Genomic DNA, 20508 nt, shown 5'->3' on the forward strand with positions numbered 1-20508 from the left:
TAAAATGGCAAAATTACCCGTATCAGCTGACGAGATCATCAATATATTTGGCCCACATCAACACTATCCTAACAAAGGAACTGTACGATCAAATCCACAAAATCCCGATGCATTGATAAAAACGCATTGTTGTTTTTGCGGTTTGCAGTGTGGAATTCAACTAAAAGTAAAAGACAAAAAAGTTGTTGGCTTTGAACCCTGGAATGATTTTCCGTTCAATGAAGGAAGACTTTGTCCGAAAGGAGTTCAGCGATATATGCAGGACAATCACCCCGATCGTTTGCTTTCACCTTACAAAAGAGTGGATGGAAAAGGTTTTGTTCCGATCGAATGGGATGAAGCGTATGACGTAGTGGTGAAAGAGATTAGAAGAATCCAGGAACAATACGGAAAAAATTCTTTTGCTATGCTTTCCGGGGTATCCCTTACCAACGAGAAAAGCTATATGATAGGGAAATTTGCCCGTGTCGCTCTGAAAACTGCCAACCTTGACTATAATGGCCGCCTTTGTATGGTGAGTGCCGGAGCAGGAAATAAAAAAGCTTTTGGGATGGATAGATCTTCCAACAGTTGGGCTGATCTGGCTCATGCAGAAGTAATCATCATTACTGGAGCCAATGTAAGCGAATGTTTTCCTGTTTTAACACATAAAATCTGGGAAGCCCGCGATAACGGAGCAAAATTAATAGTGATAGATCCGCGTCAGATCCCGATTGCAAGAACTGCAGATATCCATTTGCCAATTAAACCGGGAACAGATTCAGCACTTACCAATACTATGCTGAAAGTTTTAATTGATAACAATTGGCTCGACCATGATTTTATCAATAATCACACTTCAGGATTTGAAGAAGCTGCCGAAGCCGTGAAAGACTGTACTCTGGAATGGGGAGAAGAAGTAACCGGTGTTCCTGCAGAACTGATCTACAAAGCTGCAGAAATGTGGGGAAAAGCTAAAACCAGTTTTTTGATGCATGCCCGTGGGATAGAACATCACTCTAAAGGTGTTCAGAATGTTTCCAGCTGTATCAATCTGGTGTTGGCAACCGGAAGGATCGGGAAACCGTATTGCGGTTACGGAACGATTACAGGACAGGGAAATGGGCAGGGCGGAAGAGAGCATGGTCATAAATGTGATCAGCTTCCCGGAAACAGAGACATTGAAAATCCAGAACACAGAAGATTTGTTGCTGATATTTGGGGCATCAAAGAAGAAGATATGCCGGGAAAAGGCCTGAGTGCTTATGAGATCATTGAAGCCATCAATCGTGGAGAGATCAAAGGTTTATTATCGATATGTTTCAATCCATTGGTTTCCTTACCGAATAACAATAACGTTCGTGCAGCACTGGAAAAACTGGAATTCTATGCAGGAATCGATTTCTTTTTATCAGAAACCTTACGTCACGCCAATATAATTCTTGCAGGCTCCTTGCAGGAAGAAGAAGAAGGAACCACTACATCGGCAGAAGGAAGAGTGATTAGAATTAGAGCTGTGGTAGCTCCTCCGGGAAAAGCTAAGCGTGACAGCGAAATCATTATGGAACTGGCACGAAGATTAGGTGAAGCCGATAAATTCAGCTATAAAAACAGCGAAGAAACCTTCAATGAACTTAGAAGAGCTTCCAAAGGCAGTGCGGCAGACTATTACGGAATCACGTATGGAAGAATAGAAAGAAATCTGGGGATTTTCTGGCCTTGCCCTAGTGAAGAACATCCCGGAACTCCAAGACTTTGGGAAGATAGACAATTCAATACAAATGATAAAAAAGCACATTTTAATCCGACTCCATACAAAAAACCAATGGAGGAGCCGGATGAAGAATATCCGATTGTATTGACAACAGGAAGAGTAGTAAGTCAGTATTTAAGTGGTTCACAGACAAGAAGAATTGGAAAGCTGGTAGATATTTATCCAGAACCATTACTTGAGATCCATCCTAAATTGGCTGCACAATATGGCATTCAGGAAAATGACCTGATCAAAGTGTCTACCCGAAGAGGAAGTGCCTTGTTCCCTGCAAATGTGGTGGAAACAATCAGGGAAGATACTGTTTTCATCCCCTATCACTGGGGCGGTGTGAATTCTGTCAATCAGTTGACCATTGATGCTTTAGATCCTGTTTCAAAGATACCGGAATTTAAAGTTTGTGCCTGCAAATTGGAGAAAACAGGGCGTAAAAAAGGAGAAAATTCAAAAGAATTGGCTAACCAAAGTAGAGATATTCAATATTAAATTTTAAAAAGATTATGGCGGAACAGTTTGAAAAATTTAATGATATGGAATTCTTCGTTGATATGCAGCGCTGCATCGGCTGTCACTCGTGTGAGATGGCTTGTGCAGAATGTGAGACTAACGGAGAAACCTCGATGATTCATATTCATTATGTAGACAGGGCAGAAACTGTTCAGACCACCGTGCAGGTGTGTATGCATTGTGAAGATCCCATTTGTGCGAATGTATGTCCCGCAGATGCTATTACAAAAGATGAATATGGTATTGTGCATACCGCAGATACATCAAAATGTATCGGATGTGCGAATTGTGTTATTGGTTGTCCGTTCGGAGTTCCGCAGATTCCGGATCAAAGTGCGATGCTAATGATGAAGTGCAATATGTGCTACGACAGGACCAGTACGGGTCTTAAACCTATGTGTGCAACAGTTTGTCCCAGTGGGGCCTTAACCTTTGATACCAGAGAGAATGTAGCGAAGAAAAGACCGAACAGCACACCTGTGAACCGCTTTATTTTCGGGAAAGAAGTCGTAAATACAAAAGTAAATATAATGATGCCGAAAGGCAGCGAAGAATTAAAAGTTTTTTAATCATACTAACATGTCAGAAAATCATAAAAAAATCCCCGCCTGGAAAGCCGATTTTCCTATTAAAAAACGTGAGGCAGCATATGTTTCCAGAAAAGAATTCATCAAACTGATCACTTTTTTCTCAGGCACTTTGGCATTTGCCAATGTAGCCGTTCCATTGTTTAATTTTTTCAGAAAAGAGAAAGAAATAAAACCCTATTTTATAGGATTAACGACCGATCTACAGGTGGGAGGAATGAGAACGTTCTATATCAATGAAGATCATCGTAATCCCTATATGCTTATCCGTCTCGCAGAAGATACATGGAAAGTTTTTGAACAAAAATGTACCCATTTGTCATGTTCTGTGCTATACAATCATAATGAACAGCTGATCGAATGCCCTTGTCACCACGGGTTTTTCAATCCGGATGACGGATCTGTTATTCAGGGACCGCCACCGAGACCGCTTCCGCAGTTAAAGGTCGTGATCAAAGAGGATAAAATATATGTGACGGATTTTGAAAAAGAAACCGAAGAAAGCCACGGATAAGTTCAACACAAAAAATTACCGAGATGTCAGTACGAAAGAAACCTATTAAAAAAGTAACATTCAGAATCAATGAAATGCTTGTTGCCATTATCAGCGTCTATATTCTGCTGGTAAGTCTGCAAATGTGGCTTTTGTTTGGAACGATCAACAAGGCTTTGGATAAAGAAAACCTGGACTTTGCAGCCTATTCGGCAATTGGATCAGTGGTTATATTTCTGTGTACACTTTTCTTTTTGAGATATGTACCGGATATTCCTACAGGACAGATTAAAAAATCAGAAGAGGAGAATGACAATGCCTATTGATTTGCTTGATTCTTTTGGCAGAAAACACGATTACTTGAGGCTTTCCATTACGGACAACTGTAATTTCAGATGTCTATACTGTATGCCCGATGAACCGTTCAAAAGTACATCATCCGTAGAACTGATGAGCAGCCGCGAAATTTTCGAAATTGCAAGGGTTTTTGTTCATCATTATGGGATTAACAAGATCAGAATCACAGGGGGAGAACCTTTGGTAAGACATGATTTTGAAAATATCATCCGACAGATTTCCAAGTTAAATGTCAATACAGGAGTTACAACCAATGGGGTTTTGCTTCATAAGTATTTTGATGCGCTGGAAGAATGTAACGTTAAAAATCTCAATATCAGTATTGATTCTCTGGATCGCGAAAAGTTTAAATACATTACCAAAAGAGACCTGTTTCAACCCGTTTGGGACAATATCAAAGAAAGCATCAGAAGAGGGTTTAATGTAAAACTGAATATGGTGGTAATGCGGGGTTTCAATGATGATGAGATCCCGGAATTCATTGCCTTATCCCATCATTATCCGATAGAGTTGAGGTTTATAGAATTTATGCCATTCACCGGAAATTCTTGGGAAAAAGCAAAAGTGATTCCGGTCGCGGAAATGCTTGATTTGGTTTCACAGCACTTTACGTTTGAAAAAATAACGGATCAGAAAAATGATACATCCAGAAAATATCGGATTAGTGAAGAAAGCAAAGGAGTTTTCGGACTGATCTCTACCATGAGCAATGCTTTCTGTGCTGGCTGTAACCGAATCAGGATCACTTCAGATGGGAAAATGAAAAACTGTCTTTTCGGAGCGGATGAATTTGATTTGCTGAAGGCTTTCAGAAACGAAGAAGACCTTCTGGAACTGATTCAATTAGGCATCACCAGAAAGCATAAAGAGAAAGGTGGACAGTTTTCTGAAATGGGAAGTGTAAAAAATCAATCAATTGTTAATCGGAGTATGATAAAAATCGGCGGGTAGTTTTATATTTGGAAAAAAATAAAAACAAAAATTAATAATAACTAAAAAACTGTAATCATTTTAAACACTAATAAATCAAACCGTGAGAAAATTTTTAAAATTCATTTGGGTGGTAGCGATGACCTACCCAATGTTGCAATGCAGTAAACCTGAAGCAGCAAAACCTGAAGTGCAAAGTATGGCTCATATTTCAGAAAACATTTCGGAAAAAGAAAATCATAAGCACGATGATGATGACTGGATCTATGTAAACAAAGAGATAACCGTAATGGGAGATGTCGTTAAGCCCTTGACACTCACTGTAGATTCTTTGAAAAAAATGAATGTAAAGGAAATTAAAGATTTTGATATTGTCTGTCAGTCAGGGATATCCAAAAGTCATATAGAATCTACTAAAGGTGTTCTGCTTACAGAAATTGTGGAAAAGGCAAAAATTGCACAGAAGGATCACACAGACAGGAATTTCTACATTGTTGCAAGAGCTTCAGATGATTACAAAGCTACCTTTTCATGGGCAGAATTGTTCAATAACCCTACTGGAGATAAAGTGTATGTAGTATTTGAACAGAACGGAAACCCCCTGAAAGAAAAAGGCGAAATGATCCTCGTGAGTCTGTCTGATACCAAAACGGGTCCTCGTCACGTAAAATGGCTGAAAAGCATAGAAGTAACAAGAGTGCAATAGCAAGGCATGATCAGAATGAATCAATACATAAGTGTTTCTGAAGCCAGAGAAATCATAGAGAACCATATTTTCCCGACAGAGAATATGATATTGCCTCTGTTGGAAGCTTTGGGTTTTTATACGGCAGAACCTATCATGGCGACCTTAGATGTGCCGTCTTTCGATAATTCTGCGATGGATGGGTATGGATTTCGTTTTGATGATCTGAAAGATTCTACCAAATTAAAAGTTACCAATACAATTCCTGCAGGAATTTCAACAAATGACCCTATTTTAGGTAAAGGAGAAGCTGTACGGATCTTTACCGGGGCAAAGGTTCCGGAAAGTATAGATACTGTGGTGATGCAGGAAAAAGTAGTCCGCAACGGAGATTATATCCAATGTAATACAGATGAAATTAAAAAAGGGGACCATATCCGTCTCAAAGCTTCACAAACCGAGAAAGGAACTGTGATTGTGGAAAAGAACACATTTATCAATCATTCAGTGATCGGATTTCTGGCAGGATTTGGAATAGAAAAAGTTAAGGTTTATAAACGGTTAAAGATCGGTCTTGTTTTTACCGGCAATGAACTGGTGGAAGTTGGGAAAACTTTATCCGATGGAGAAATTTACAATTCCAATACATACACTTTACAGGCTGCTTTAGCGGAGATCAATCATCAATTTTCCTTCATAAAACATGCCGAAGACAGACAAGAAACAACTTTTTATGCGATTAAAGAAGCCTTTGAAAATGCAGATATTGTACTGATTACAGGCGGAATTTCCGTGGGAGATTATGATTATGTAAAACCTGCTCTGGAAAAACTGGGTGTTACGGAATTGTTTTATAAAGTAAGACAAAAGCCAGGAAAACCTTTATTCTTCGGGAAATTTAACGAAAAATTTGTTTTTGCGTTACCGGGAAATCCAGCATCTGTATTTTCCTGTTACCATCAGTATGTAAAACCGTTTGTATTGGGATGTTTCGGAAGAAAGAACCTTAATGAAAGTCAGGATGTGGCGGTTTCAGAATCTTTCGTAATGAAAAGAAGCAGTGAGCAGACACAGTTTTTAAAAGCTTGGTATTCCCAGGGAAAAGTGCACATCCTCAATGGTCAGGAATCATACAAAATGAATTCTGTGGCACAGGCAAACTGTCTGGTTGAATTTCCTGAAAATATAACCGAAATAAATCCTGGTGAAAAAATAAAGATCTGGAGGATTTGAAAATGATCAGAAATGAAAGCAGTTGTTTTAGCGGGTGGTAAAAGTTCCCGAATGGGACAGGATAAAGCCCTCATGAAGATGAGTGGAAAAACGATGATACAACATGTTGTGGATAATTTGGCGAAAGTATTCGATGAGGTTTTTATTTCCGGAAACCGTTCAGGTGATCCTGTTCCAATGAATGTGATTAAAGATCGATATGAGCAAAAAGGTCCTATGGAAGGAATTCGGTCTGCTTTAGAGCACTGTCAGGAAGATATTTTCGTATGTAGCTGCGATATGCCTTTTGTTTCTACGGAATTGATGAAAGATATTCTTCAAAGAAGAGCAGAAAATAAGATCAGTATCGCGGAATGTGAAGGTAAAGTATATCCGGTTTTAGGCATTTATCCTTATGTGGTTCTTGATGTTTTAGCAAATTCAATTAAGAATGACCGCCTGAGAATGACCCGATTTCTGGAACAGCAAGATGCTCATTATATTCAGTATGATGAATCCTTTAGACCACAGTTTTTGAATATCAATACACCGGAAAGCTTTTGGGAGGCAGAACGTATGATAAATAAATTAGAATTACTTAAAATCAGGACAGATGAAACTTAAAATATTTGGCAAACTCACAGACATCTTTAAAGTAGAAGAATACGATCTTCCATTGCACAATACAGCCAGTGTTGCTGAACTCAGATCGCAATTGTTCGAAAAATTTCCTGAATTGGGGAAAACCACTTTTTTAGTCGTTGTGAATGGAGTGAAAGCAGAAAACCAGCACTTGATTTCAGGTGAAGCAGAAATTGCATTATTACCTCCCTACTCAGGAGGTTAAAAAAATACATTACCATGAATATAAACAGATATAGCAGACAGATTATACTTCCGAATTTTGGCGTTGAAGCACAGGAAAAGCTTGCCCGTTCATCAGTTTTAGTGGTTGGAGCAGGCGGATTGGGATGCCCTGTTCTCCAGATTTTGGTCTCTTCAGGAGTCGGAGTGATAGGAATAGCAGATTCTGATAAAGTAGATCTGCACAATCTTCACCGTCAGTTTTTATATGACGAGCAAGATGTGGGAACTCCAAAAGTCGTTGCAGCCCTCGAACATTTGAATACCATGAATTCTGAAACCGAAATAGTCGCTTTTCAGGAGCTGGTCACCACACAAAATGTTCTTTCATTGATCCATAATTTTGATGTGATCGTAGATTGTACCGATAATTTTATGACAAGATACTTATTGAATGATGCCTGTTTTCTTTTGAAAAAACCTTTGGTGTATGCTTCTATCTTCAGATATGAAGGTCAAGTGGCGGTTTTCAATGTTGAAAAAGTAAATTCGGTGACACAATACCGGGATCTTTTTCCGATACCGCCAAATCCTAATGAAGTTCCGAACTGTAATGAAGCAGGAGTTTTGCCGTCCCATTCATCCGTTATTGGTACTTTTCAGGCTAATGAAGTCATCAAATTGCTGATCGGCTCAGATGAGGTTTTGGTACATGAGTTACTGATCTTTAATACCAAAAATTACCAGTCGCTGAAAATGACTTTTACTGAAAATAAAGAAAGATCAGGACCGAAAACCATAGAGGAATTCAAAAATTTCAATTATGATGTATTCTGTAATATCCATAAAGGTGATGACATCAGCTCGCATTCAGCTTTAGAAGAATTTCTGAATCAGAAAAACAGTGTTCTTATTGATGTAAGAGAAACTGAAGAACAACCGAGATTGAAAGCTTTAAACGCTCTGGAAATTCCATTGGCATCACTTGAACAACATTTACAATCATTAAAATCCTATCAAAACATCTGTTTCATTTGCGCCTCAGGAATCCGAAGCAAAAAAGCGGTGGAGATCACAAAAACTTATTTTCCGGAAAAAGAGATCAGGCATTTCCCGACCGGAGCAAAATCAGTTTATCATGAAAAAAATTAAGAATATATTTATAGAAGGTCCTATTGATCCTGCATTCGTTGCCGAAAGTATTGCTAAACACACGGTAAAAACAAGTATTGGTGGTCATAGCATATTCCTGGGTCAGGTTCGGGAAGACAAAATCAACGATAAGAAAGTTGAATCTATAGAATTCACAGCTTATCAGGAGATGGCATTGGAAAAAGCCCATGAAATCCGTGAAGAGATCATAACCAAATACGGACTTACCTGCGCTCACATCTATCATTCATTGGGAAACATCAAAGTGGGGGAGATCTGTCTTTTTGTGTTTACTTCAGCTCCACATCGTAAGGAAGCCATCAATGCATGTGACGAAATGGTGGACAGGATCAAAAAGGAAGTTCCGTTGTGGGGGAAAGAAATTTTGGAGGATAAATCTCACTCCTGGAAAGAAAATAAACAATAAAGTATGGTTAATATCACACATAAAACAAATACACTCAGGAAAGCTATTGCAGAAGCCGTTGTCAGCGTCAGTTCACAGGAGACGATCGATGCTATTGTGAATCAAAAAGTTCCGAAAGGAAATGTTTTTGAAATGTCCAAAACAGCAGGCTTATTCGCAGCCAAAAAAACGAGTGATGTTATTCCGGACTGTCATCCGCTTCCTATAGAATATACCTCTATTCAGTTTGAGATCATGGATTTGGATATTCATATCACTTCAGAAATTCATACGATCTATAAAACCGGGGTAGAAGTGGAGGCGATGCATTCCGCTTCAATCGTTGCCCTTACCATGTATGATATGCTGAAACCGATCGATAAAAACATTGAGATCAAAAACATCAGGCTGCTTGAGAAAAAAGGCGGAAAATCCGATATCAAAGATTCCGGTGAAGGGATCACAGCATCTGTAATTGTGTGTTCGGACAGTATTTTTGAAGGTAAAAAAGAAGATAAAGCAGGAAAAGCCATTATTTCATCCCTTGAGAAAAATAAGGTAAACATTAATGATTATGTGGTTATTCCTGATGAAATTGCTGAGATCCAGAGCAAGATCAGGCTGTATGCAGAAGACGGAATCTCGTTGGTAATGATTACAGGCGGAACCGGGCTTTCGAAACGAGATGTCACTCCCGAAGCTGTTCGTCCGTTGTTGGACAGAGAAATTCCCGGAGTTGCCGAAGCGATCAGAAATTATGGTCAGCAAAGAACTCCTTATTCGATGTTATCGAGAAGTCTTGCCGGGATGATCGGTGATACTCTGGTGATCGCACTTCCAGGCTCAACAAAAGGAGCCGAAGAGTCGATGGATTCTATATTCCCGGGGATTCTGCACATCTATAAAATACTGAACGGCGGAAAGCATTAAAGATTGCTGATAAAAATCAGTATATTAAAAGATAAAAAACTCTTTTAATTGAAGTTGAAATCTTACCTTTGTTCTATAAAAGACAAAAAGGTATTAATATTCTATTAAAACTAAAATGGATAAAAATCAATTAAAAGCAGGACATCCCGTTCACACTTATCTGGTGGAAGAGGAGCTGATCGATACATTACTGGAAGAATTGCTTCAAACAGATCCGAAGGAAGAATTTCAGAAATTTTATAACCTTTTCAACCACTTGTCAACCGTTGAGAGGAGATTTGAGCGAAAAGAAAATCAACTGTTTCCTTTTCTGGAGCAAAAAAGGTGGACCGGACCTTCCAGAAATATGTGGTCTTTCCATGATACGATCCGGGATATTTTCAGGATCATCAGAAAAAATATTGAAGAAAAAGATCTGGATTCCGCAAAACAAAACATAGAATATGCGGGTCAGAACTTAAGAAATCTGATGCAGGTGGAAAAAATGGTTCTCTTCCCGAATGCAATGGAGATCCTTACCGATGAAGAATGGATAAAAATGAGAGAAGGCGAAGATGAAATCGGCTGGATGCTGAGTCAGCCACCCGCAAAATATCCGGAAGAAGAGCAGTATGTACATCCTTCCGAAGATAAAACCATAAGAACCGATGTAAGTTTTGATGAAAATGCATCACACTTTGATGAAGGATATATGACAGTGGAACAGGTGAATCTTTTATTCAGAACATTGCCGCTGGATCTTACCTATGTGGATGAAAACGACAGAGTGATTTTCTATAACCGTGGAGACATTCGTGTTTTCCCGAGAAGTGCAGGAATTATCGGAAGAGAAGTGCGTTTTTGCCATCCTCCGAAAAGTGTGGATACCGTTCTGAAAATATTGGAAGCTTTCAGAAAAGGAGAGCAAAATGAAGCATCGTTCTGGTTCAATTATCGTGACAAGTTAATCTATGTACGATATTTTGCCGTAAGAGACGCACAGAAGAACTATCGAGGGGTTATCGAAATGTCTCAGGATATTTCGGAGATCAAAAAGATCGAGGGAGAAAGAAGACTTTTGGAATGGGAGTGATGATTATCATGAAAAATAAAATACCAAAAACTCTTTTATATAAATTCGAATATATATCTTTGTAATATAAAAATAACAAATGTTTTCTAAAACCTGTGAATACGCCATTCGTGCACTGATCTTCATCGCGCAGAAGTCCAAGGACGGAAGCAGAGTAGGGATCAAAGATATTTCATCAGGAATAGATTCCCCGGAGTATTTCATTGCCAAAATACTACAGGAACTCAGCAGAAAAGGTTTTGTACAATCTGCAAAAGGACCCAACGGTGGTTTTTATATGGATGAAAATAACCTCGAGCAATCTATAGCAGATATTGTAAGAGAGATAGACGGAGACAAACTTTTTTCAGGTTGTGGTTTAGGACTCAGAGAATGCTCGGAAGATCATCCTTGTCCTATCCATAATGATTTCAAACATATCCGTAAAGAAATAAGAGATATGCTGGAAAACTCCAAGATCAGAATGTTTGTCAAGAACTTAGATTTGAAACTGACTTTTTTAAAAAAATAAAATATTTATCAGAATCAATTAAAATCGAGTTTTAAGCAGTGACAAATAAAACACTAAAAGGTATTTATATCTTGTTAAATTGAATAAAATTATTTTAAGCCAAAAACGTAAACCAATCAAAATGAAAAAATCCATCTTCATCACTGCCGTTTTGTCTGCGTTCATCAGTATGAATTCATGCAAACAAAATCCATCCGCTGCCACAGATAAAACAGCGGATGCCGAAAAAATAGCTACAGACGGTTCATCAGAAGAACAAAAACTGGTTGCTCCGCCTTATGTACCTGCTCCTGTAGGAGAGAGAGCTGCCAAAAAAGTCATTGTAAGACTGGAAATTATTGAAAAAGTCGGTGAATTGGCAGATGGAACGCAATATAACTTCTGGACATTCAACGGAACAGTTCCCGGTAGTTTTATCCGCGCAAGAGTAGGAGATGAGATCGAGCTTCACCTTAAAAACAATGAAAACAGCAATTTTCCTCATAACATAGACCTTCATGCCGTGAACGGTCCCGGAGGAGGAGCAGAAGCCACATTTGTAGCACCAGGAACAGAGAAAGTATTCAATTTTAAAGCCTTGAATCCCGGACTGTATGTCTATCATTGTGCAACAGCACCTGTAGGAATGCATATCGCCAACGGAATGTACGGTTTGATCCTTATCGAACCGGAAGGAGGTTTACCGAAAGTAGACAAGGAGTTTTACATCATGCAAGGAGATTTCTACACCAAAGGAAAATTCGGGGATAAAGGATTACAGGAATTTGATATGGACAAAGCCATTGCAGAACATCCTGAATATGTAGTGTTCAACGGACATACAGGTGCTTTGCTAGGTAAAGGGGAACTTCAGGCTAAAGTTGGAGAAACAGTTCGTTTTTATGTAGGAAACGGAGGACCCAACCTTACCTCTTCTTTCCACGTTATCGGTGAGATCTTTGACAAAGTATACATAGAAGGAGGAAGCAAGATCAATGAAGATGTACAAACTACTTTGATTCCACCGGGAGGAGCTACAATCGTAGAATTTAAAGCAACCGTTCCGGGAGAATATGTGATCGTAGACCATGCCATTTTCAGAGCATTCAATAAAGGAGCTTTGGGAAAAATAAAAGTGACGGGTCCTGAAAATCCGGCCATTTATAAGAAAAATTAAATTAAAGTAAATATATAGTTGAAAGGGTGTTATTACTTAGGTCTCATTGGGGATTATAAAAAGGGAAATCATGAAAGGTGTATTAGTAATATTTTTTATAATTGTTATCAGTCAGGTTTCCTGTTCCGGTCACCGCGATGTTTCTGATACGAAGCCCCACGTTCAACACCATCCGAACAAAGTCTCCAGCTCAAAAAAAATGGTAAAAATAGATGGGGGAACGTATAAAGCCTTTATTGGTAAAGATTCAGGGAGAATCGTAAAAGTTAAAACATTTTATCTTGACGAAAGTCCTGTTACCAATGGAGAATATCTCGAATTCCTGAAGAAAAATCCCCAATGGGCCAAAAGTAAGATCCTAAGACTATATGCAGATACAACCTATCTGAAAAACTGGAAGAGCGATTTTGAAATTCCTGAAAACTTAGGTCCGGAAACGCCTGTCACCAATGTTTCCTGGTATGCCGCAAAAGCGTATGCCGAAAGTGTAGGGAAAAGACTTCCGACAATAGATGAATGGGAATATGTAGCACTTGCGGACAGAGATTCCAAAGATGCTTCCCAAAAGCCGGAGTTTACAGAATTTATATTGAAATCCTATCAGAAAAAAGATAAAAGCAAACAGCCTGTAAAGCATTCACAACCTAATTATTACGGTGTTTATGATATGTACGGAATGGTGTGGGAATGGACCTATGATTTCAATTCGGTGATGATGAGCGGGGAATCCAGAAAAGATAATACCACCAATGAATCTCTATTCTGTGCAGGCGCGGCAGTTACATCAGCGGATCTCAGAAATTATGCGGCATTTGTCCGGTATGCACTCAGAGGAAGCTTGAAAGCCGATTACTGTCTCAACAACCTTGGATTTAGATGTGCGAAAGATTAATTAAAGTTTAAATAAAATGAAAAGTCTATTATATTTTTTGTTGGCACTGGTTTTATTCTCCTGCAGCAAAAAAAACGAACCTTTGAAACCTGATTCCATATACAATCTGGCTTCTGAATGGGAAAAACAGGACGGAAGTAAAATAACCTTCTCCGACTTCCAGGGAAAAGTAATTGTTACCACCATGATCTTTACCTCATGCAAAACGGCTTGCCCCAGACTGGCTGATGAAATGAGAAACATTTCTAAAATGGTAGGAAAAGTAGACAGTGATGACATCCAATATGTTTTGATCTCTATCGATCCTGAAACAGACACGCCGGAAGTTATGAAAGCCTATATGGAAATCAATAAATTTAAGGATGATGAATGGACTTTCATCCGAAGTACAGAAGCAGAAACAAGGGAATTGGCTAATATCATGGCTGTGAAGTATAAAGAAATTTCACCGATAGAATTTTCTCACTCCAATATCATCAGTGTCTATTCTAAAGAAGGAATACTCGCTTTCCAGAAAGAGGGCTTAGGAAATGATAATGAAGCCCTTGTAAAAGAAATCAAAAAACAATTAGAATTATAATCCGAAAAGTATTTAACAATGAAAAAATTATTATTAGCAGCATTACTGTTATCACTTAGCATCACCGCTTGTTCAGACAAAAAAGAAACAGTAGCAACAGATACAACAAACGCTACAGAATCCAATATAATGCTTGATGAACCTAAACCGGCAGACTCTTCAGAGATTACATCCACAGCTGCAGCAAGCGGTCCTGAAGCTGAAATTGCAGAAGGAAAATCATTGGTGGAAGGTACAGACTGCCTTGGTTGTCATAAGCTAGACTCAAAGTTAGTAGGTCCTGCTTATCAGGAAGTGGCTGCTAAATATACAGAAGCAGATATTGATCAGCTTGCACAGAAAATCATTGACGGAGGTAAAGGCGTTTGGGGAGATATTCCTATGACACCACATGCCGGAATGAGTAAAGAAAATGCACAGAAAATGGTAAAATATATTCTTTCATTAAAAAAATCATAAGAATATAAATCCTTAAAAAAAACAAAAAATTTTAAAACAATAAAAGATAAAAAAGTATTAAATTATGAATATAAAGACAGATTTTATAGGCGAAATAGTGGCGGAAGATTTTAGAACTGCTGCAATATTCAAAAAGTACGGAATCGATTTCTGCTGCAAAGGAGGCAGAACCATCGAAGAAGCCTGCGAAAACAGAAAGATCGATACAGAACCCATCTACGAAGAAATAGAAAACCTTTCAAAAAGAGATGACAATTCTATTGATTTCAACAGTTGGCCATTAGATTTACTCGCAGATTATGTAGAGAAGACACATCACCGCTACGTGGAAGAGAAAACACCTGTTCTTCAGGCATTTTTAGACAAGCTTTGTAAGGTACATGGTGGAAGTCATCCCGAACTGTTTGAGATCAGAGAGCTGTTTGATGCTTCTGCACAGGATCTGGGAGCACACATGAAGAAAGAAGAACTTATGCTTTTCCCATTCATTAAAAACATGGTTAAAGCACAGATTGACGGAAGTGCAATTCCACAGCCGCCATTCGGAACAGTGGAAAATCCGGTGAACATGATGAAGCATGAACACACCGTAGAAGGGGAAAGACTGAGAAAGATTGCAGAACTTACTGATGAATACACTCCTCCGGCTGATGCCTGCAACACATATAGAGTAACTTTCTCAATGCTTCAGGATTTTGAAAATGATCTTCACAAGCACATTCATCTGGAAAATAACATCCTTTTCCCGAAAGCAATTAAACTGGAAAAAGAATTTCAGTAAAGTACAACATTAAAAATTGAGTATATGACACCTAAAAAATTATGGATCTGGCTCACGGCGGTCATTCTGGGTTCCTTTGCGGTACTTATTTTCTATGGCGTGGAGATCTACAGAAAGATTCCGCCGGTTCCCGACAAAATTGTAACTACAGATGGTACCATTATAGCAACCGGACAGGACATCAAAGACGGACAAAATGTTTGGCAATCTATCGGGGGACAGACCGTTGGAAGTATATGGGGACACGGAGCATACATCGCGCCTGACTGGAGTGCCGACTATCTTCACCGCGAATCACTTCTTCTTCTGGAAGAACTGGCTAAAAAAGATGGAAAAGTTTATAAAGATTTATCCGACGATGAACAGGCGAAATACAAGGTTCTTCTGAAAAAAGAAATCCGCAAAAATACGTTGGACGAAGCCACAAACACCATTGTGATCAGTCCGGAACGTGCTAAAGTACAGGCAGAACTGGCTAAGTATTATGCAAAAATATTCATGGATGATCCGGAAATGGCAAAGCTGAGAGATCAATACGCTATTCCGAAAAATACAGTTAAGACTCCCGAAAGAATGGCAAAAATGAATGCCTTCTTCTCATGGGCAGCGTGGGTTTGTATCACAGATCGTCCCGGCGATGAGGTTTCATATACCAATAACTGGCCTCATGATGAGATGATCGGTAATATTCCGCCGCCTTCATTGCACTTATGGTCAGGTTTCAGTGTCCTGATGCTGTTGGGTTGTGTAGGTTTACTCGTATTTTATCATGCCCGTCATAAAGAAGAAGAACTCAGCGAGAAACTTCCGTTGGAAGATCCTTTAAGAAATATGAAGCCAACTCCTTCCATGAGGGCTACGTTAAAATATATCTGGGTTGTTGCTCTTCTGATCCTGGTTCAGATGCTTGCAGGGGTAGTTACCGCACATTACGGGGTAGAAGGAAGTGCTTTCTATGGATTTCCGCTGGATGAGATCCTGCCACAATCCATTTCCCGAAGCTGGCATGTTCAGCTGGCTATTTTCTGGATTGCAACCTCATGGTTGGCAACAGGATTATATATTGCACCTGCCGTTTCAGGATACGAACCAAAATATCAGGTACTTGGGGTGAATGTTTTATTCGGGGCATTGCTGATCGTGGTTTTAGGTTCATTGGCAGGACAATGGTTCGGAGTAATGCAGAAATTAGGGTATGTTGATAATTTCCTTTGGGGACATTCCGGATACGAATATGTAGAATTGGGTAGAGTATGGCAGATTTTACTATTGGTTGGGCTTATTTTGTGGTTGGTATTGATGATCAGAGCCTTATTACCTGCCTTGAAGAAAAAAGATGCCAACAGACATTTACTACTTTTATTCACGCTTTCTGCAGTAGCGATCGCATTGTTCTATGGAGCAGGATTAATGTACGGAAGACAAACACACATGGCAATTGCCGAATATTGGAGATGGTGGGTCGTACACCTTTGGGTAGAAGGTTTCTTTGAAGTATTTGCAACCGTTGTAGCAGCATTCTTATTTACAAGATTGGGATTATTAGGATTAAAATCCGCTACCAATGCCGTATTGTTCTCTACCATTATTTTCCTTGCAGGGGGTATCTTAGGAACATTCCACCACTTGTATTTCAGTGCTACACCTACCGCAGTATTGGCTTTAGGAGCTACATTCAGTGCATTGGAAATTGTTCCGTTGGTATTGATTGGGTTTGAAGCATGGCAGAATTATAAGATCAGTAAATCCACAAAATGGATCAGAGCTTACAAATGGCCGATCTACTGCTTCATTGCTATGTGTTTCTGGAATTTCTTAGGAGCAGGGATCTTTGGATTTGCGATTAATCCGCCGATTGCGCTATACTATATTCAGGGCTTGAATACAACAGCTGTACATGGTCATGCTGCATTATTCGGAGTGTACGGAATTTTAGGAATCGGATTGATGATGTTTGTATTGCGTGGATTGTATCCGGACAGGCACTGGAATGATAAACTCATTGGATGGGCATTCTGGCTTACCAACATCGGCTTATTGGTCATGGTTACCATCAGTTTACTTCCTATTGGCATCATGCAGTCTGTTGCATCTATTAAAGAAGGATATTGGTATGCCCGTTCCGCAGAATTCATGCAAACCGATATGATGCATACCTTACGCTGGCTGCGCGTTCCCGGGGATGTGTTGCTTGCTGTGGGAGAACTGTTGATCGTCATTTTCATTATCGGACTTAAAACAGGATGGTCATTAAAAGAAAAGAGATAATATAATCAACTTGAGCTGCTGCTGAAAGGCGGCAGTTCTTTTTAAAATTTGAAGATATGAAAAGGAATGAAAATTTAGTACCACTATCAAGAGATCATCATTTCGGATTGTTGTGCAGCTGGAAGATCCGTGAAGGGGTAAGAAAGAATATTATTTACGACAGGATCAAAAAATATATCAACTATTTTTGGCAGGAAAGCCTGAGCAAACATTTTGAAATAGAGGATACCGTATTGCCGGAACCGGAAAATGAAAGCCTTCAGTTTCAGATGCAGAAAGAACATTCTGAAATAAGAAAGCTGATTAATACTGTGAATCAATCTCAGAATCCCAGACTTTTAGAAGATTTTGCAGATGCTTTGAGCGGGCATATACGTTTTGAAGAACGAATGTATTTTCCACATCTGGAAAACCATTTATCAGATGATGAAATGACGGAAATAGGAAACAAACTGAGCCTTATCCATCAGAAAGAGCAGGACAACTATCCGGATCAGTTCTGGAAATGATTTTTATCATTAATTTTAAACAGTATGACAACTTATAAACAGGCAGGAATAGGCGAGTACCTCTATTTGGCAATGGGGATCTGCAACGGCCATAAAGTGGTGATGGGAGTAGGGTATACCTACGAATATGCTGATAAAAAGGCAAAAGAGTTTGAATTGGCAAGCAAACGATTGGTAAAATATGTTGACATTTCTCTGATAAAAACAGGAGAAAAAGAAAAATGCAGGACCCTGAAAAAACTGGATTAATCTTCATTTTTCACGAAATGTTATTTGAATAATTCAACTTATACCCTTATCTTTGAAAAGAGATAAGAAAGTCTTATTATAAATATTTCTTTTCGTGCTACTTATGGACAGATTGATTCGATTCGGACATTTATTTTTTACCATTTTCACTTTGTTACTTTTTTTTGGCTGTAAAAAAGAATCTGGCCATCAGAAAAATAGCGCACAAAATTCATTTGTTTTTGTTGCAGCAGCGGCTAACCTCAGAGATGTTCTGGAAGAATTAAAAAAACTTTATATAACGGAAAATCCCGGTAAAAAAATAGAACTTACCTTCGGATCTTCAGGATTATTGACTCAGCAGATCGTCAATGGAGCACCCTTTAATCTCTTTCTCTCCGCAGATTCCTCTTTCATAGAGAAAATTAAAAACGAAAACAGGAATTTCGGTAAAGCCGAAATATATGCATTAGGAAAAGTAGCGATGTGGAGCTCGGCATTTGATCTTTCAGAAGGTTTGCAAACATCATTGAACCCCGAAATAAAAAAAATCGCAATTGCTGATCCTGAATTGGCTCCATATGGGAAAAATACCGTTCAGGCTTTGAAAAATACAGGAATCTATCCAAAGATCGAACACAAAATAGTCTGGGCGGAAAACATTGGTCAGGCTGCACAATTTGCCGCTACAGGGAATGCTGATCTCGCTTTTATAGCCCTTTCTACAGCTATGAGCAAAGAAATGAAAGCTAAAGGGAATTATTATCTCTTGTCGGAGAACGAAGCAGCTTCAATCCCACAAAGCGGCATCCTGCTGAAAGGAAAAAAACAGACAGAAGCCAAGCAGTTCTTTGATTTTATAAGAAGCCGAAAAACAGCACAGATCTGGCAAAAATACGGATACCAAACTGAAATACGACACTAAATGCTAGATCAGGAATTTATCTACACATTATTCCTAACAGGAAAATTAGCATTGGTGACCACTTTGATACTGATCATCATAGGCATTCCTGTGGCATATTGGCTCACCTATTCCCGTTTCAAGCTGAAATTTGTTTTGGAAACTCTTATTTGTATGCCAATGGTACTGCCTCCTACCGTAATGGGATATTATCTTTTGGTGGCTTTCAGTCCGGAAAATGCGTTCGGGAAATATCTTCAGGAATGTTTCGATGTCCGGTTGGCTTTTTCGTTCAATGGAATTGTTGTGTCGAGTATTATTGCTAACCTTCCGTTTATGATCCAGCCTTTACAGAATGGATTTTCAGCGTTGCCTGATGAACTTAGACAAGCTTCCTACACGATGGGAAAATCAAAATTGGTTACCCTTTTCCGCGTGCTTATCCCCAATATAAAGACTTCCGTTATTACAGCTATTGCGCTCACTTTTGCGCATTGTATAGGGGAATTCGGGATTGTGATCATGGTGGGAGGAAGTATTCCGAAGGAAACAAGAATTGCCTCAGTGGCTATTTACGATCAGGTTCAGGCACTTAATTTTGAAGCAGCCAATAAGTATGCATTTGTCCTTTTCATACTGTCTTTTTTAATCTTGCTTCTGATTTACAGTATTAACCGCAAAATTAACTTTACAACTTTCCGATGATTGAGATCCACCTAAAACATCAGATTTTTACCTCTTCGGGAAGTAAAATGTTAGAGGTTAATGAACAGCTGGAAACAGGTGGGATTATACACGTTTCCGGAGATTCGGGGATTGGAAAGACTGTGTTTTTTAAGATCATGGCAGGATTGCTTACTCCGAATTTTGGGGTGATTAACATCAACAACGAAACGGTATTGGATACTGAAAACCGGATTTTTCTTCCTCCGCAAAAACGTAATACAGCATTGATGTTTCAGAATTATGCTTTGTTTCCGAATATGACGGTAAGACAGAATATTACTTTTGCACAGAAGGAAAAAAACACTGAAAAAATCGATCGTTTACTGGAAAAATTTAACCTTAAAAACTTTGAAAATGTTTTCCCATCAAAACTTTCAGGAGGGCAACAGCAGAGGATTGCATTGGCAAGAGCTTTGGTTCAGGATGCTGAGATCATTCTCCTTGATGAACCGCTTTCCGCAGTGGATCCTTTAATGAGAAAAATAATGATGACGGAGATCGTTGAACATCAAAATAATGGAGCGACGGTTTTTATGACCAATCATAGCGAAGAGGAACTCAGTGCTTTTCCGTGTAGAAAATTGATGATTAAATGAAAATAATGTAGTA

General features: G+C 39.0%; 24 protein-coding genes and 1 pseudogene. All 25 read left to right on the forward strand.

Going from position 1 to position 20508, the window contains the following annotated elements:
• Positions 1-4 precede the first annotated feature (4 nt).
• The 25 genes and pseudogenes from ACLI50_RS01070 to ACLI50_RS01190 all read left to right on the forward strand — a co-directional run bounded on the left by ACLI50_RS01070 (position 5) and on the right by ACLI50_RS01190 (position 20495).
• Positions 5-2236, forward strand: coding sequence for a molybdopterin oxidoreductase family protein (locus tag ACLI50_RS01070; RefSeq protein ID WP_411412964.1), 2232 nt, complete (start codon positions 5-7; stop codon positions 2234-2236).
• A gap of 14 nt (positions 2237-2250) precedes the next feature.
• Complete coding sequence (locus ACLI50_RS01075; protein ID WP_042721862.1) at positions 2251-2826, forward strand: 4Fe-4S dicluster domain-containing protein; 576 nt, start codon at positions 2251-2253, stop codon at positions 2824-2826.
• Between the two features lie 10 nt (positions 2827-2836).
• Entirely contained in the window at positions 2837-3358 is a 522-nt protein-coding gene (locus tag ACLI50_RS01080; RefSeq protein ID WP_042721863.1) for a QcrA and Rieske domain-containing protein, read from the forward strand.
• 23 nt (positions 3359-3381) lie between these two features.
• Positions 3382-3663 (forward strand): DUF6755 family protein, encoded by a 282-nt coding sequence (locus tag ACLI50_RS01085; RefSeq protein ID WP_120231273.1) that lies wholly within the window; start codon positions 3382-3384, stop codon positions 3661-3663.
• On the forward strand, positions 3647-4645 hold the full coding sequence (gene moaA / locus ACLI50_RS01090; protein WP_227942459.1) for a GTP 3',8-cyclase MoaA: 999 nt from the start codon (positions 3647-3649) through the stop codon (positions 4643-4645). The genes ACLI50_RS01085 and moaA overlap by 17 nt, the downstream gene beginning before the upstream one ends.
• An 82-nt stretch (positions 4646-4727) precedes the next feature.
• Positions 4728-5330, forward strand: a complete 603-nt coding sequence (locus ACLI50_RS01095; RefSeq protein WP_227942458.1) for a molybdopterin-dependent oxidoreductase — start codon at positions 4728-4730, stop codon at positions 5328-5330.
• A 15-nt stretch (positions 5331-5345) separates the two neighbouring features.
• Positions 5346-6542, forward strand: a complete 1197-nt coding sequence (locus tag ACLI50_RS01100; RefSeq protein WP_411412965.1) for a molybdopterin molybdotransferase MoeA — start codon at positions 5346-5348, stop codon at positions 6540-6542.
• 12 nt (positions 6543-6554) lie between these two features.
• The gene (mobA, locus tag ACLI50_RS01105) at positions 6555-7145 is read left to right on the forward strand and encodes a molybdenum cofactor guanylyltransferase (protein WP_120231272.1); all 591 of its coding nucleotides are present in this window, start codon (positions 6555-6557) and stop codon (positions 7143-7145) included.
• Positions 7135-7368 (forward strand): MoaD/ThiS family protein, encoded by a 234-nt coding sequence (locus tag ACLI50_RS01110; RefSeq protein ID WP_042721872.1) that lies wholly within the window; start codon positions 7135-7137, stop codon positions 7366-7368. The genes mobA and ACLI50_RS01110 overlap by 11 nt, the downstream gene beginning before the upstream one ends.
• Before the next feature lie 14 nt (positions 7369-7382).
• Positions 7383-8477 (forward strand): ThiF family adenylyltransferase, encoded by a 1095-nt coding sequence (locus ACLI50_RS01115; RefSeq protein ID WP_120231271.1) that lies wholly within the window; start codon positions 7383-7385, stop codon positions 8475-8477.
• Positions 8464-8904, forward strand: coding sequence for a molybdenum cofactor biosynthesis protein MoaE (locus ACLI50_RS01120; protein WP_120231270.1), 441 nt, complete (start codon positions 8464-8466; stop codon positions 8902-8904). Before ACLI50_RS01115 ends, ACLI50_RS01120 begins: the two co-directional genes overlap by 14 nt.
• 3 nt (positions 8905-8907) lie before the next feature.
• On the forward strand, positions 8908-9813 hold the full coding sequence (gene moaCB / locus ACLI50_RS01125; protein ID WP_123277909.1) for a bifunctional molybdenum cofactor biosynthesis protein MoaC/MoaB: 906 nt from the start codon (positions 8908-8910) through the stop codon (positions 9811-9813).
• Between the two features lie 115 nt (positions 9814-9928).
• A complete protein-coding gene (locus ACLI50_RS01130; RefSeq protein WP_120231268.1) occupies positions 9929-10885 on the forward strand; it encodes a DUF438 domain-containing protein in 957 nt (318 codons plus the stop codon).
• 79 nt (positions 10886-10964) lie between these two features.
• Positions 10965-11396 carry an RrF2 family transcriptional regulator gene (locus ACLI50_RS01135; protein ID WP_042721877.1) on the forward strand — a complete coding sequence of 144 codons (432 nt, stop codon included), beginning with the start codon at positions 10965-10967 and terminating at the stop codon, positions 11394-11396.
• A gap of 169 nt (positions 11397-11565) precedes the next feature.
• Positions 11566-12540 (forward strand): annotated as a pseudogene (nirK, locus tag ACLI50_RS01140) (copper-containing nitrite reductase); the annotation flags it as partial.
• A gap of 82 nt (positions 12541-12622) precedes the next feature.
• Positions 12623-13444 carry a formylglycine-generating enzyme family protein gene (locus ACLI50_RS01145; protein ID WP_123277908.1) on the forward strand — a complete coding sequence of 274 codons (822 nt, stop codon included), beginning with the start codon at positions 12623-12625 and terminating at the stop codon, positions 13442-13444.
• Positions 13445-13460: 16 nt separating this feature from the next.
• Positions 13461-14024 carry an SCO family protein gene (locus tag ACLI50_RS01150; protein WP_042721880.1) on the forward strand — a complete coding sequence of 188 codons (564 nt, stop codon included), beginning with the start codon at positions 13461-13463 and terminating at the stop codon, positions 14022-14024.
• 18 nt (positions 14025-14042) lie between these two features.
• A complete protein-coding gene (locus ACLI50_RS01155; RefSeq protein ID WP_120231266.1) occupies positions 14043-14483 on the forward strand; it encodes a c-type cytochrome in 441 nt (146 codons plus the stop codon).
• A gap of 64 nt (positions 14484-14547) precedes the next feature.
• Positions 14548-15264 carry an iron-sulfur cluster repair di-iron protein gene (gene ric / locus ACLI50_RS01160; protein ID WP_042721882.1) on the forward strand — a complete coding sequence of 239 codons (717 nt, stop codon included), beginning with the start codon at positions 14548-14550 and terminating at the stop codon, positions 15262-15264.
• Between the two features lie 24 nt (positions 15265-15288).
• Positions 15289-17532, forward strand: a complete 2244-nt coding sequence (locus ACLI50_RS01165; protein ID WP_042721883.1) for a nitric-oxide reductase large subunit — start codon at positions 15289-15291, stop codon at positions 17530-17532.
• 56 nt (positions 17533-17588) lie between these two features.
• Positions 17589-18041 (forward strand): hemerythrin domain-containing protein, encoded by a 453-nt coding sequence (locus tag ACLI50_RS01170; RefSeq protein WP_120231265.1) that lies wholly within the window; start codon positions 17589-17591, stop codon positions 18039-18041.
• Positions 18042-18065: 24 nt separating this feature from the next.
• Entirely contained in the window at positions 18066-18290 is a 225-nt protein-coding gene (locus ACLI50_RS01175; protein WP_120231264.1) for a hypothetical protein, read from the forward strand.
• A 151-nt stretch (positions 18291-18441) separates the two neighbouring features.
• Entirely contained in the window at positions 18442-19194 is a 753-nt protein-coding gene (modA, locus tag ACLI50_RS01180; RefSeq protein WP_411412966.1) for a molybdate ABC transporter substrate-binding protein, read from the forward strand.
• The gene (gene modB, locus ACLI50_RS01185; RefSeq protein ID WP_411412967.1) at positions 19195-19878 is read left to right on the forward strand and encodes a molybdate ABC transporter permease subunit; all 684 of its coding nucleotides are present in this window, start codon (positions 19195-19197) and stop codon (positions 19876-19878) included. It begins immediately after the preceding gene.
• Positions 19875-20495, forward strand: a complete 621-nt coding sequence (locus ACLI50_RS01190; RefSeq protein ID WP_042721887.1) for an ATP-binding cassette domain-containing protein — start codon at positions 19875-19877, stop codon at positions 20493-20495. The genes modB and ACLI50_RS01190 overlap by 4 nt, the downstream gene beginning before the upstream one ends.
• The last annotated feature ends 13 nt before the right edge of the window (positions 20496-20508 follow it).

Origin of the sequence: Chryseobacterium cupriresistens, assembly GCF_046614675.1 — a bacterium.
Lineage (GTDB): Bacteria > Bacteroidota > Bacteroidia > Flavobacteriales > Weeksellaceae > Chryseobacterium > Chryseobacterium cupriresistens.

Bases quoted from the DNA above. Each gene is read 5' to 3' on its own strand.
- ACLI50_RS01145 (WP_123277908.1), top strand. From the start codon at position 12,623: ATGAAAGGTGTATTAGTAATATTTTTTATAATTGTTATCAGTCAGGTT.
- ACLI50_RS01100 (WP_411412965.1), top strand. From the start codon at position 5,346: ATGAATCAATACATAAGTGTTTCTGAAGCCAGAGAAATCATAGAGAAC.
- moaCB (WP_123277909.1), top strand. From the start codon at position 8,908: ATGGTTAATATCACACATAAAACAAATACACTCAGGAAAGCTATTGCA.
- ACLI50_RS01190 (WP_042721887.1), top strand. From the start codon at position 19,875: ATGATTGAGATCCACCTAAAACATCAGATTTTTACCTCTTCGGGAAGT.
- modB (WP_411412967.1), top strand. From the start codon at position 19,195: ATGCTAGATCAGGAATTTATCTACACATTATTCCTAACAGGAAAATTA.
- ACLI50_RS01175 (WP_120231264.1), top strand. From the start codon at position 18,066: ATGACAACTTATAAACAGGCAGGAATAGGCGAGTACCTCTATTTGGCA.
- ACLI50_RS01120 (WP_120231270.1), top strand. From the start codon at position 8,464: ATGAAAAAAATTAAGAATATATTTATAGAAGGTCCTATTGATCCTGCA.
- ACLI50_RS01130 (WP_120231268.1), top strand. From the start codon at position 9,929: ATGGATAAAAATCAATTAAAAGCAGGACATCCCGTTCACACTTATCTG.
- moaA (WP_227942459.1), top strand. From the start codon at position 3,647: ATGACAATGCCTATTGATTTGCTTGATTCTTTTGGCAGAAAACACGAT.
- ACLI50_RS01165 (WP_042721883.1), top strand. From the start codon at position 15,289: ATGACACCTAAAAAATTATGGATCTGGCTCACGGCGGTCATTCTGGGT.
- ACLI50_RS01110 (WP_042721872.1), top strand. From the start codon at position 7,135: ATGAAACTTAAAATATTTGGCAAACTCACAGACATCTTTAAAGTAGAA.
- ACLI50_RS01075 (WP_042721862.1), top strand. From the start codon at position 2,251: ATGGCGGAACAGTTTGAAAAATTTAATGATATGGAATTCTTCGTTGAT.
- ric (WP_042721882.1), top strand. From the start codon at position 14,548: ATGAATATAAAGACAGATTTTATAGGCGAAATAGTGGCGGAAGATTTT.
- ACLI50_RS01080 (WP_042721863.1), top strand. From the start codon at position 2,837: ATGTCAGAAAATCATAAAAAAATCCCCGCCTGGAAAGCCGATTTTCCT.
- ACLI50_RS01155 (WP_120231266.1), top strand. From the start codon at position 14,043: ATGAAAAAATTATTATTAGCAGCATTACTGTTATCACTTAGCATCACC.
- ACLI50_RS01170 (WP_120231265.1), top strand. From the start codon at position 17,589: ATGAAAAGGAATGAAAATTTAGTACCACTATCAAGAGATCATCATTTC.
- mobA (WP_120231272.1), top strand. From the start codon at position 6,555: ATGAAAGCAGTTGTTTTAGCGGGTGGTAAAAGTTCCCGAATGGGACAG.
- ACLI50_RS01085 (WP_120231273.1), top strand. From the start codon at position 3,382: ATGTCAGTACGAAAGAAACCTATTAAAAAAGTAACATTCAGAATCAAT.
- ACLI50_RS01070 (WP_411412964.1), top strand. From the start codon at position 5: ATGGCAAAATTACCCGTATCAGCTGACGAGATCATCAATATATTTGGC.
- ACLI50_RS01115 (WP_120231271.1), top strand. From the start codon at position 7,383: ATGAATATAAACAGATATAGCAGACAGATTATACTTCCGAATTTTGGC.
- ACLI50_RS01150 (WP_042721880.1), top strand. From the start codon at position 13,461: ATGAAAAGTCTATTATATTTTTTGTTGGCACTGGTTTTATTCTCCTGC.
- ACLI50_RS01135 (WP_042721877.1), top strand. From the start codon at position 10,965: ATGTTTTCTAAAACCTGTGAATACGCCATTCGTGCACTGATCTTCATC.